This window comes from Paenibacillus sp. NEAU-GSW1 (assembly GCF_009737085.1).
Lineage (GTDB): Bacteria > Bacillota > Bacilli > Paenibacillales > Paenibacillaceae > Pristimantibacillus.
Map to the genome: position 1 here is coordinate 67,697 of NZ_WOVL01000015.1, position 12,159 is coordinate 79,855.

12 protein-coding genes and 2 pseudogenes are annotated in these 12,159 nt (G+C 47.0%); 5 read left to right on the plus strand and 9 right to left on the minus strand.

Annotated elements, in window-relative coordinates; genetic code table 11:
* Positions 1-8: 8 nt before the first annotated feature.
* A complete protein-coding gene (locus GOM71_RS13505) occupies positions 9-896 on the minus strand; it encodes a sugar phosphate isomerase/epimerase family protein (protein WP_367649600.1) in 888 nt (295 codons plus the stop codon).
* Between the two features lie 121 nt (positions 897-1,017).
* Here GOM71_RS13505 and GOM71_RS13510 point away from each other — a divergent pair, with 121 nt between their 5' ends.
* Positions 1,018-1,908, plus strand: a complete 891-nt coding sequence (locus tag GOM71_RS13510) for a helix-turn-helix transcriptional regulator (RefSeq protein WP_156281903.1) — start codon at positions 1,018-1,020, stop codon at positions 1,906-1,908.
* A 63-nt stretch (positions 1,909-1,971) separates the two neighbouring features.
* Here GOM71_RS13510 and GOM71_RS13515 read toward each other — a convergent pair whose 3' ends face one another.
* The 3 genes from GOM71_RS13515 to GOM71_RS13525 all read right to left on the minus strand — a co-directional run bounded on the left by GOM71_RS13515 (position 1,972) and on the right by GOM71_RS13525 (position 5,378).
* On the minus strand, positions 1,972-3,183 hold the full coding sequence (locus GOM71_RS13515; protein WP_156281905.1) for an outer membrane protein assembly factor BamB family protein: 1,212 nt from the start codon (positions 3,181-3,183) through the stop codon (positions 1,972-1,974).
* A 143-nt stretch (positions 3,184-3,326) separates the two neighbouring features.
* Positions 3,327-4,451 carry an LLM class flavin-dependent oxidoreductase gene (locus GOM71_RS13520; protein WP_156281907.1) on the minus strand — a complete coding sequence of 375 codons (1,125 nt, stop codon included), beginning with the start codon at positions 4,449-4,451 and terminating at the stop codon, positions 3,327-3,329.
* A 168-nt stretch (positions 4,452-4,619) separates the two neighbouring features.
* Complete coding sequence (locus GOM71_RS13525) at positions 4,620-5,378, minus strand: SDR family oxidoreductase (protein ID WP_156281909.1); 759 nt, start codon at positions 5,376-5,378, stop codon at positions 4,620-4,622.
* A 203-nt stretch (positions 5,379-5,581) separates the two neighbouring features.
* On the opposite strand from GOM71_RS13525, the gene GOM71_RS13530 reads away from it, so the two are divergent.
* Both GOM71_RS13530 and GOM71_RS13535 read left to right on the plus strand, forming a co-directional pair.
* Entirely contained in the window at positions 5,582-6,196 is a 615-nt protein-coding gene (locus GOM71_RS13530) for a TetR/AcrR family transcriptional regulator (protein WP_156281911.1), read from the plus strand.
* 25 nt (positions 6,197-6,221) lie between these two features.
* On the plus strand, positions 6,222-6,389 hold the full coding sequence (locus GOM71_RS13535) for a hypothetical protein (RefSeq protein WP_156281913.1): 168 nt from the start codon (positions 6,222-6,224) through the stop codon (positions 6,387-6,389).
* A gap of 19 nt (positions 6,390-6,408) precedes the next feature.
* Here the strand turns inward: GOM71_RS13535 and GOM71_RS13540 are convergent, their stop codons facing one another.
* Entirely contained in the window at positions 6,409-7,326 is a 918-nt protein-coding gene (locus GOM71_RS13540; protein ID WP_156281915.1) for an aldo/keto reductase, read from the minus strand.
* 340 nt (positions 7,327-7,666) lie between these two features.
* Between GOM71_RS13540 and GOM71_RS13545 the strand changes: the two genes are divergently transcribed.
* Positions 7,667-8,128 carry a CBS domain-containing protein gene (locus tag GOM71_RS13545; RefSeq protein WP_156281917.1) on the plus strand — a complete coding sequence of 154 codons (462 nt, stop codon included), beginning with the start codon at positions 7,667-7,669 and terminating at the stop codon, positions 8,126-8,128.
* 76 nt (positions 8,129-8,204) lie between these two features.
* On the opposite strand, the gene GOM71_RS13550 is transcribed toward GOM71_RS13545, so the two are convergent.
* Entirely contained in the window at positions 8,205-8,933 is a 729-nt protein-coding gene (locus GOM71_RS13550) for a ThuA domain-containing protein (RefSeq protein ID WP_156281919.1), read from the minus strand.
* Between the two features lie 149 nt (positions 8,934-9,082).
* Here GOM71_RS13550 and GOM71_RS13555 point away from each other — a divergent pair, with 149 nt between their 5' ends.
* A complete protein-coding gene (locus GOM71_RS13555) occupies positions 9,083-10,006 on the plus strand; it encodes an AraC family transcriptional regulator (protein ID WP_156281921.1) in 924 nt (307 codons plus the stop codon).
* A gap of 1 nt (position 10,007) precedes the next feature.
* Here the strand turns inward: GOM71_RS13555 and GOM71_RS25145 are convergent.
* The 3 genes and pseudogenes from GOM71_RS25145 to GOM71_RS13570 all read right to left on the minus strand — a co-directional run.
* A pseudogene (locus GOM71_RS25145) lies at positions 10,008-10,115 on the minus strand (nuclear transport factor 2 family protein); the annotation flags it as partial.
* 112 nt (positions 10,116-10,227) lie between these two features.
* Positions 10,228-11,205, minus strand: a complete 978-nt coding sequence (locus tag GOM71_RS13565; protein WP_156281923.1) for a hypothetical protein — start codon at positions 11,203-11,205, stop codon at positions 10,228-10,230.
* Positions 11,206-11,686: 481 nt separating this feature from the next.
* A pseudogene (locus GOM71_RS13570) lies at positions 11,687-11,914 on the minus strand (manganese catalase family protein); the annotation flags it as partial.
* Positions 11,915-12,159: the final 245 nt, after the last annotated feature.

Here is a 12,159-nt window from a genome sequence, read left to right on the forward strand (position 1 = left end):
ATGACCCCCTAAACCGGATTCGGTATGAAATCGCCGCCGCGGCATCTTTTCAAATAATTCAGCGCATGCACTTGGCCTGTCATCTCCAGCTCATCCTTATAAACCGGATCATGCCAGCCTTCTATGTCAATCGTTCCTTTATACCCAGCTTGGCGCAATATCGTAATGATATCAGTCCAATTTGTATCGCCGAAGCCCGGCGTGCGATGCCATACATACTCCTTCGGTCCGTGGATGCCGTATTCTTTCACGATATCCCAAGCGATCGTTGCATCTTTGCCGTGGACATGGAACACCTTATCGACCCATTTGCGAAGCTGCGGAATCGGATCAATCAGCGCAACCATCTGATGGCACGGCTCCCACTCCAGTCCTAGATTATCGGCCGGAACCGCATTGAACATTTTTTCCCATGCGGTCGGATTATGCGCAATATTCCAATCGCCTTTGTTCCAGTTGCCGTCCATTGCGCAGTTCTCAAAGGCGATCCGCAAGCCGCGGTCCGAAGCCCGCTTGGACAGCTCGCCGAACACTTTGGCAAAGGCAGGCATCGACTCGTCGATCGAGCAGCCCGGCAGCCTTCCTGCAAAGCCCGAAACGATGTCCGTGCCGAACAGCTCGGCATGATCGATCAACCGTTCCCAGCTCTTCAGCGTATCGGCATTGTCTCCCGTTTGCACGAGCGGATTGCCGAATACGCCAATCGTCGAAATGGTGAAACCGTATTCATCCGAAAGCTCGCGAACCCGCTTTGCCGTCTCTGCGAGATCGGTGCTTCCTGTCGTTTGCCAGAACGTCAAGCTGAATGATTCAAAGCCGTGCGATGCTATTTGCGGGATGACTCGAACAGCATCTCCGCCGCCAACCAAAGTTCCAATACGCAAGGATGGATTCACTTGTCGACCACTCCAATATTGTCTTATAGTAAGAAGAACACCTTCAGTATATAGAGGAAAATCAACATTTTCTCCACTTATATTGTTTATTACTAGTCGGATATTGCGGGAGTTGAAAAGAATGACCTACCCAAAAGAGCTGCGAGAAATAACGCCGTTGGAACAAAAAACGTACCCGTTTCGAGTGTTTCTGAACGAACAGCAGCATGTCGTTAAGGGCCAAAACATTTTATTTCTTCATTGGCATGAGCATTTCGAAATTATCGTTCAGCGTCAGGGCCGGGCCATTTTCCATATCGACAGTGATCCTTACGAGGTATGTCCGGGGGATGTCTTGTTTGTGCCTGCTGGCGGGCTTCATGTCGGATACAGTCTGGAAGACGGCAAATCCTCCTTCGTGTCCATCGTATTTAACGGCTCCTTGTTCAAGGATTGGGCGCATGATCCGATCCATATGCAATTTGTTGCGCCTTATCTGGAGGATCGCCGCCGCCTCCCAGTAAAGCCCGACCTGATCGAGCCGCTGTCCGCTCATTATTACAGTCTCATCAACCAACTGATCGACGAATCGCTCGCGAAGCGCCCCGCCTATCAGCTCATAGTAAAATCACAGCTGCATCTTCTGCTTGCTCAACTTGCGCGGCTTTTCTTCAATCGGCAAAGCGCTGCAGAAAAAGGAAAAGACCACTCGCCGAACCGGGAGCGGTTTAAACCGCTAATCGAGTATATTGAGGAGCGTTTTGCCGAGCCGATTACAATTGAGCAAGCAGCGCAGCAGGTAAGCCTCTCTCCCTACCATTTTTGCAAAATGTTTAAAAAGCTGACCGGCCGCACGTTCATTGAATATGTCAACGTATGCCGGGTCAACGAAGCCGAGCGGCTGCTGCGCGAATCCGATCTGAGCGTGACGGACATCGCCGGCCAAATCGGCTGCGATAACCCGAACTATTTTACGAAGCTGTTTAAACAGTACAAAGGGATAACCCCTTCAATGTGCAGGAAACAAGATTAAATGGCAAAAAGGCTGCGGGGCATCTGTTTTTGCCCGGCACAGCCTTTTATTTTTTCAGCAACGTTACTGTTTACGTTCAATCCTATATAAACCCAATTTGCTATTTGTTGCGATGACCTTCCCTTTAGGGGAAGCATACAGATCGAAGTAGCTGAGTCCTTTGTCTTTGACAATAATAATGAATCGTTCATTGCCATTGGAATCCAAGCTGTACAGATTTCCGCCGTTATCGTTAAAATAAACATTTCCATATTGATCGGAAGCTACGCTTCGAACTGCGCTATAACCGGAAAAGCGGATTTTATAATGCCATAAAATTTTACCGCTTTCATCTACCTTAACGAGACCGTTGCCGCTTGGCATTTTATACGGATCAAGCTTTTCAGGCTCATACCGGTTGCCTTTTCCGTCATTTGGCATGAGCTTCCCATCGTAAATTTTAGTTTGAATAGCTGAAGACGATACTGTTTTTCCAGTCTTCGTATCGATATAAGCGGTCTTTAAATGATTCGTATGAATAATATAACGCTCATCGCTAAGCAATGCCAGCCTGCCCTCGCCTATGCTCTTTTTCCACTGTATCTTTTTCTGAGCATCGATTTTGTATAAAACATAATCATTCGTCTCGAAGAATAGATTGCCCTTGCTATCGGAAAAAAGATCGTAAATATTGAAGTTGTTTTTATATTCCCATACCACTTTTCCGTCTTTAATGCCTGCAATTGAATTTTTCGTCTGTACGTACACCATACCCTTGGAATCGATATGAATGGCCGGGAAATCGTAATCCTGATGAGGCTCGGCAAATGTATATTTCCAATTTATTGTTCCGTCCGGTTTGAAGGAATACAGGACTGCCGGGATGTCATTTACGTCCTCGAAAAATATAGAAGTGATGACAAAAACATAAATGGCATTCTCGGTTGCCAGCATTCGTGCATATCCACGCTCCTCAATCGTATACGACCATGCTTGCTCTCCATCCTCATCGTAGGCAAATACTTCATCAGTATAGTCATTTACCCCATAGATGAGTTTATTTTTGTCCGAATAGTAAATATCTCTCGTTAATCCGTCAGGCGCAAGCTGTGCTTTAACCTGAAAATGATCGCTTCCGCGCATTTGGGCTTGAACAATACCGTCAATTGTAATTGGCTTCGATTGATCGGAGGGCAGCTGCTTTAAGCTTGCCGCAAATACGGCGGGAATCGCAATAAACATTAGCAGGATACAGATGGTTATTATTTTATAGCCAGAAAAAGCTCGTTTCATCATCTCTCCGATCCCCCTAATTTCTTCTGTTAAATAATTCAATTCAACGAGGATCGTTAATTACCTTCTATCTCAGTATTCCACGCGGTTTGAACAACAAAAAATCTTCATCCGCCTTACAGCGTGATGAAGATTTCGTCTATCCATTATAAGTTCGTTTTGTCAGCTTGTTTCTTGGCGATTTCCCGTCTAACCACCGGCGCTACCTTAACGGCCAGCAGCTCGATCGCATGAGCAACTTTAGCGTACGGAACCGCGCCGATATCGAATTGCGCAAGGAAACGCGTATGTCCGAACAGCTCATGCTGCAGCAAAATCTTCTCGGTCACTTCATCCGCGCTGCCGACGACAAGACCCATGTCAGGAGCGGTTAACTGATTGAATTGTTCACGGGTCGGCCGTTCATTCCCCATGAAATGCGAGAAGTAGTAAGCGTAATGAGGATAAAATTCCTCCCTCGCTTGCTGGGAAGAATCTGCGATGTAGCAATGCCCGGTAATGCCGACCGGCAATCTCGCCAAAGCATGTCCCGCCTTTGCGCCAGCTTGGCGGTACGCCTCAACGAGCGGCTGAAACTTTTGCATATCGCCGCCGAGTATAGCGAGCGCCATGCCTGCGCCCAACTGCCCGGCAAGTGCAGCGCTTGCCGGCGTTCCGCCTACGCCAAGCCAGATTGGCAGCTGGCGTTGCGCAGGCCGAGGCGCAATTTCCGCCTCTGACAGCGCGGAGCGGAAATTGCCGTCCCACGTTACCCGCTCATTCTCATTCAGCTGCAGAAACAGCTCCAGCTTCTCTCTGAATAGCTCCGCGTAGCTGTCAAGCTCGTACCCGAATAAAGGGAACGATTCTACATAAGCGCCCCGGCCTGCAATCATTTCAGCACGGCCGTTCGAAAGCAGGTCCAGCGTTGCGAAATCTTCAAAAACGCGGACCGGATCGGCCGTTCCAAGCACCGTAGTCGCGCTGGTCAACCGAATTTGTTTGGTCGCTTGCGCAATGGCGGCGAGCAGCACCGGCGGCGACGAAATGGCGAAGTCCAAACGATGATGCTCGCCGACGCCAAAGACGTCGATCCCGGCTTCATCCGCTAGCTTTGCAGCATCAATCACTTCTCGAATGCGCTGCTGCGCGCTCGCGGTTTGTCCGGTATGTGGATCGGGCGATAAATCGCCCAATGTATATATGCCGAATTCAAATGGCGCGCTCTCTTGTTGTTGCGGAATTACAGGCTGCGATGATTCCGGTTTACCGGCGATTTCACTATGTTCCATGATGATTGCATCCTCCTGAAAAAGCTGCTGTTCATATCTATTATGCGCAAAGTAAAAACATAACCACTAGTTACTAATTGTAAGTAATTATAATAAAGTAATTGAGGTATGTCAAACGAGATAGCAAAAAGAGCCGGCCGAAGTCGGCCAGCTCTTGGAACATTTATCTTAATAGGATGTCCAACCCGCGTCAGCAGTAACGACCGTGCCATTGACGAAGCTTGAATCATCAGAGGCGAGGAACAGCGCCACTTTTGCGATTTCTGACGGCTCGCCTAATCTTGGCATTACAGCCATCCCTGGCATCGTTTTACTCATGCCGAATTCGTTAGGCGCTGTGCTGCCTACTCCGATATTCGTATTTACGCCGCCCGGAGCGATTGCATTGGCGCGAATGCCGTTTTTCGCGTACTGGTAGCCGACGTTTTTCGTTAAACCGACTACCGCGTGCTTCGCCGCAGTGTAAGCTGCGCCAGCTCTGGAGCCGAACAAACCGCCGACTGAAGCGATATTGACGATCGTTCCTTGGCCTTTCTCCATAAAGATCGGCAGCGCTTTGCGAATCGCGCGCATTGGCCCCGTCGCGTTAACGGCAAATACTCGCTCCCATTGCGCGTCGGTTACTTCATGAGCTGGCACCATGCCGTCCATAATTCCGGCGTTGTTAATCAATATATCGAGCGTGCCGAATTTTTCGACCGCTGTGTCAATCATTTTTTGAACGTCTTCTTCAATTGCAACGTTCGATACAACCAATACGGCTGTACCTGCTTCTGCTGTAATTTGATCCACAGTAGCTTGCGCCGATTGTTCGTTTAAGTCCGAAACGACGACTTTAGCGCCTTCCTTTGCAAACAGCAATGCGATTTCTCTGCCCATACCGGAGCCTGCTCCCGTTACTACCGCCACTTTGCCATCAAGTCTCATCGAAATAACCTCCAATATAATTGTTGGGTGCTGAGCATGTTAAGAAGTATAATATACTGAACAGGTGTACGTTATCGTACATCCGTTGCTTTAAGTATAGTCAATGTCCAAATCCCGAACAATCAGCAAACAAATCGCCGTTGTACGTTAACGTACAACTTGCGCCATTTTGTGCAATAAGAACGAATGGAAGGATTGGAAGCATGGATAACGACAGCCAAAAAACGGACAAACGGATCGTTCGGAGCAAGCTTGCATTAAAATCGGCATTGCTGGAACTAATGAAGAAAAAAAGTTTTGCTTCAATAACGACAACGGAAATTGTAAAACATGCCGATTTCAATCGCGGCACGTTCTACGCGCATTACGAGCATAAGGAAGCGCTGCTCGAAGATATTATGCACGATTTGCTGGAGGGACTATCCGAAGCTTTTCGCAAACCTTATGAGAAAATCGATTCCTTTGAGATCGCGAGTTTGCCGGCAACGGCTGTCGCCCTGTTCGATCACATTTACGCCCATGCAGAAACCTACTCGTTGATGGTCGATGAGCGTGTCATGCCCGGGTTCCGGGAAAAGATGTTCAACACTTTGAAAAATACGAGCTTAAACGATTTGATTCATCAAGCCAATATGCCTGAAAAAAATATTGATATTGAGTTGTTTGTCATTTATCAGATGCACGCTTTGCTCGGACTTGCCTGCCACTGGATTCAATCCGGCTTTCAACATCCGCCTAAATATATGGCCGAGCAGCTTGTACATATTTTGCAGGCCCGGCCGAACAAAGTGGTCACGAAAAAGAGCTTAAATCGGTAGACAGCAAAAATAGAAGCGGAGTCGAGTGAAGAAACGGCGGCAGAGAACTGCCCAAACAAAGCTGATTTCAGCCTTGTTTGGGCAGTTGAGATGCGTGCCGCTTTGGATTGAAAAGAACAAGGCCGATTTCGGCCTTGTTCAGGAGGAATGGACTGCGGATTTGCGTATCAAGGCTAAAATCAGCCTTGTTTAAGCAGTGGGTCGCGCGCCGCTTAACGATGCTGCTCGTACGTATTCAATCTGGTCAAGCTGCGCAGTGTTGACAGCTCTTCCTCGGTCAGCGCCTTCACTTCCGATGCCGCGATATTGTGAAGCAGCTGCTCCAGTGAGCTGGCTCCAGGAATCGCCACAGAAACGGCCGGATGAGCCAGCGTATACCGAATGGCCAGCTGGCTCAAGCTCCTGCCTTCGTCTGCCAGCTCCAGCAGCTTGCCGTGCATCGAAGCAAGCTCCTCTGCCGAGTAGTCCAAGTAACCTTTCGCCGTCCGGGAGGCGCCTTTTTCTGTCAATATTCCTTTCGCTACCGGTCCGCGGGCGATCAGGCCGATGCCCTTCTCCTCCAGCAGCTCCAGCACCGTTTCTTCGGAACGGCGATCAAGCAAGCTGTACTGGCTCATCAAACTGACGATGCTTGAGCGATTTGCATATTCGCGAATAACGTTTGGACGGATCGAGGAAATGCCATAGTGGCGAATCCACCCTTCTTGCTTCAATTGCTCGAACGCCTCGATCGTTTCGTCGATCGGGTCCTCTATGGTGCCGCCATGAAGCTGATACAAGTCGATATATTCGACGCCCAGCCGGCGCAAGCTTCCTTTTACAGATGATAAAATATATGCTTTAGAGGGGTCCCAGACCCAGCCCTCTTGTCCAGGAATGCGGCGATTGCCAACCTTCGTCGCAACAACGATATCCTCGCGGCGAACGCTGCTGCTTCTAATCGCTTCCCCAACGATTTCCTCATTCAAACCGTCGTCATATAGATCTGCAGTATCCAGAAAATTGACGCCGCGATCGAGCGCTTCGTGAAGTAGCGAGACCGCCTTCGTCTTGTCCGTTCCGAGCGACATGCAGCCCAAGCCGATCTCGCCGACATACAAATCGGAATTGCCCATTCGGTTGCGTTTCATTCCAACCACTCCATTCTTCTATGTATATATCAGTTCTCAATCATTATATTATATTTTACTGAAAAGAAAGAGCCCACGGCCGTTCAAATCGGGGGAAATAAAAATGACTCCAACCATCCTCGGCATGCCTATAACGGCAAACTTAGAAATGTCTGAGACCTGTCTACAAGCACAGTCGCGATCGTGGACGTCAGCATATATAGTAATAACCAAGGATACAGCTCCATCAAATCTAGTAACAGTTGACGGTATGAGGCTGCTATTCTATTTTACTTAACGTTACGTTATATTTATTTTATTCTGCTATGAAATCCCGTCGTAGAGGTCGGAGGAGATACCTATGCAGGCTCACGAGATCATGATCAGACAAATCTACAAAGTGAAAAAAGACGACACCGTAAGGGATGTCGTCGATAAATTCATCAAATATCAGATCAGCGGGCTTCCAGTCGTGAACGACCGCAATGAGCTTGTCGCCTATATTAGCGACGGGGACATTATGCGTTATATCGGAAAACATAAGGATCTTATTATTAACAATATGTACTACATCGCCATTCTGCAGGGGGATTGCGATCATTTCGACGAACGGGCATCCCGACTGCTGAATTTGAATGTCATGGACATCGCGCGCCGTAAAGTCATAACCGTCTCATGGGATGAAGAAATCGAGAACATTGCCGCAACATTGGGCGAGAAGCGTATTAAAAAACTGCCTGTACTGCGCAGCGGTGTGCTCGTCGGCATTATTAGCCGAGGCGATGTTATCCGCAGCGTGTTTAAACAAAGAGACAGCCTGTAGACGCTCGCCCCGCTCTTTGCCTATTTATTGTTCTAAAGAGAGGCTGCCCGTTATGGGCAGCCTCTCTTGCCGTTTCTTATTTATTACCTTTGATTGGTTCAAGCGCCACTGGCACATGGCCATAGCTCGGATATTCGCGGCCAACCGGCTTCGCCCATTGGATCGCATTTGAAATGACTTTTCTTACTTCCGTATTGTAATAAGTCGGATACGTCTCGTGGCCTGGACGGAAGTAGAAAATTTTACCCGATCCGCGTGTATAGCAGCAGCCGCTGCGGAACACTTCTCCGCCTTCGAACCAGCTCGTAAATACAAGCTCGTCAGGCTGCGGAATATCGAAATGCTCGCCGTACATTTCCTCTTGCGCAAGCTCAATATATTCGCCAATGCCTTGTGCGATTGGATGGCCGGGATTTACAACCCACAGCCGCTCCTTCTCCCCCGCTTCGCGCCATTTCAGGTCGCAGCTTGTCCCCATCAGCTTTTTGAAAATTTTCGAGAAATGGCCGGAATGGAGTACGATCAGTCCCATTCCTTGCAGCACACGGTTGTATACGCGCTCGACAATGTGATCCTGCACATCGCCATGCGCCATATGTCCCCACCAAAGCAGCACATCCGTGCTGTTCAGCACTTCTTCCGTTAAGCCGTGCTCGGCATCATCCAGAACAGCGTATCTTACGCTTACGTCACCAGTAATCCCTTCGCCAATTGCTTGATGGATGCCGTTCGGATAGAGCTCGGTAACAGCCGGATTCGATTTTTCATGGCGGAATTCATTCCATATCGTTACATTTATCGTCATTGCAGATTCAATCCTCCTGGGTTGGTTAAGATGCTTTATATGCTTAACATTGTAAACAATTCAACCTGCATGACCAATTCCATATTCCAGCTTATTATTACGGTATTCTGTTGTATAATAATGATTATACTGGACGAGCAGGTGAAAAAATGTACCCTGATCTGTTATATGAGAAAGTCATCTACCAGAATCCGCTGCTTGCTCTGCGCGTGTGGCGAATTGACGAATACGACCGCACTCCGCCGGAGGAAATCCGTTTGCAAGCGGAAAACGATTGGCAGCAAAAAAAATATGTGAAATGGCATTACCATAAAGAAATTGAATTCGTCGCGATCGTACAAGGGCAACAAACCGCCTATTGCCCGGATGAAAAGCTGGTGCTGAATGCCGGAGACGTTGCCATCTTCGGTTCGAACGAGCCGCATACAACGATGCCCGCGGATCAGCAGTTGAGCTATTACGTCTTCCAAGTTGATTTACAAAACTATTGGGATCAAAGTACGATGGACAGCATGAAGCGGTTTTCCGAGGTTCTTCGTCCGCTCAGCTCGCTTAATTATATTTTCCGGGAACATGCAAATGTACGTATCCAAATTGCCGCCCTTATCCGAGAAATTCACGATGAAATGGAACGGGGCGAGGAAGGGCATGACTTGGCGGTCGCCTCCAAGTTCAAGCAGATTTTGCTATTGCTGCTCCGCCATGACAGCAAGCGTCGACTTCATTACAATGACAATCCGATGCTGCAGCGCATGCAGCCCATTCTTGATTATGTCGAGCAGCATCTGGACATCAAAATCGCCGTCGCCGATCTATGCGGGCAGATCAACATGAGCTATACGTATTTCATCAAGCAGTTCAAGCTCGCGGTCGGCATGTCTTTTACTGACTTTTTATCGTACAAACGAGTCAAACGGGCCGAACAGCTGCTGCTGACGAAAGATATGAGCATTGCCGAGGTTGCCGCCTCCGTCGGCATGTCGAACATCGGACATTTCTATTCGATGTTCCGCAGATACAATCATTGCTCGCCTGGCCAGTTCAAAGAAAAGCTCGGAGAGCCTTTCAAATAAACTAGAATACGCCATTCTCGTGGGGAGACTCCTCTGGAATAGGCTGCCCTACATCCCATAATTCGGCGATGAGTCCGTTGTCGAAGCGGAAAATATGGACGACAGCGCCGCTGGTACGCAGCCCGCACCTCCCCCGACGAAACATACTGTAAAAAGGATATTGCTTTTTCTTTATTGGAAATGATCATGGCGTTAGCTCCTTTCTTTCTTGCAACTGAATATCAGTCATCATTTCCTGTGATGAGCGCCATCCTTTTTGCTTCGTTCACAAAGCCGTGGCGTTTCAGTTCTGCGATTAATAGCACATCGGTTTCTTCGAAAGACGGGATATCGATATAACTGTTTTCTTGAACATCACGGATATAGGCCAGCTTGCTCTCCAGACTTGATGACTTTAGAAAATCGGTCAATAGAGCCATTATCTCCTCATCATCCTCCCCATCCGGCACGACAAACCGTTGGTGTGCCGTTGAACCCGTCAAGGTGCTGACGCCAAGGCCGTTATAAGTATCGACCACACTATTTTTTGCACGGTCCGCTTTTAACTGCTGTTTGTAAGACTGGACGCTTGCAAAAGGTTCAATCTGAAAAGTTTCCATAATCCGTTTATAAATATATTGATCTTCCGGGCTTACATCTGAAGCCGTATCCTCTTCAGACATCAGTCCAAAAACGCTCTTCTTTGTTATGAGCAGCCTTAAAAAATCGATAAAATGATGTGCGATCAATGTTGCATGCTTGTCCAATCCGATCGACTCGTATTGAACGATCGGCGCGTTCGCTAGATCATCAATCGTGCTAAACTCCGTTATAAATCCAAACGAACATTCAGAAACGGTTGTCGTCGCAAGCAATACCATATCGATAGGCATGTTCTCTTCATCATACTCAGCGTTTTCATCCTCAGGCCAATAATCGAAAGAAATTCCGATGGAATCAAAAAAGCTTTTTCCTATTTCTTCTTCAATTTCCCTTTCCAGCTCTTCCATCCTCTTGAGTGCTTCAAAAGCAGGATATGCCGATTGCCGAATCTTCTTATGCATCATTCGATCTCCTTGACAAAGATTTTCCCTACTGGTATGAAATATTATTCTCTTTCTAAACTGCCGATCGGTCATCTGAGTCATATACTTTGGGGTAGTATATTCTGTGCTCGTTGAAGTGTTTTCTTCAGTCAGGTCCCTTAATTTCAATTGCATATGATATCGCCTTTTCCCTGCTCATAGCCGGCGTTTCATAATACCAATATATAAACAATTTTACTGCGAGTATTGTAATGCATGCAGAAATAATAAAGGAGAAAATAGCAGTTAGACGGCTATATTTCGATTGGAATATACATTTGATATGATACATAAAAAGGACTACTGTAAAACATATCCATATTATTCCGTTTAATCCGATTAAACCATCCCGCAGCCAGTTTCTTTTTATCTCAATGTCATCAAGCAATGATAAGTAATTATCCATCATCGCCACTGCGGACATATATACTAAAGTGTAGAAAATCCATACAAACCAAACGATATTGAGGATAAAGCTTAATGAAATATATTTATAATCAATCCACTTTTTCCGCAATGGTCCGCCCCATCCCTATAACTAGATCGTTTCAACTGCCTAGATAATTATATTCACCAGAAAATGTTAATCACCTTGTATCGAATTAATTATAAGTTCCTTCTCTTCTGCCGCAATATCCTCATAGAGGTCGGCTATCGGATCGCCTTTCGCCTGAATATCAGCTGCTGTAAACGGAACTCACGAAGCGTTCTGATAGAATAACGCATTGTCATGCGACACATACGTATCGCCGAGGCCAACGGCCCGCATTTGGTCAGGAGTCGTGTCCTTCGTCAGCTTGTAGACCATGGCTGCATTCATTTCGAGGTGCGCAAATCTTTCTGTACATTAATGATATCAATAAGTTTTTTCGTTCATATTGAGTGATATAAATAAACGGAAGTTAAGCGTAATGAAATTGTGCTAAAATGAGGACATTATGTATATGGAGTGTGGGCAAATGAGCTCATTAGTCTTTCTGAAAAAATCAAAAGTAAAATATCTGCTACTACTGTCTTCCTCCGTTGTTACGTTTATTATTCTTTTCCTTTCTTACCTTTCGTTATTTGGTTTCGAATACGAACATCGTT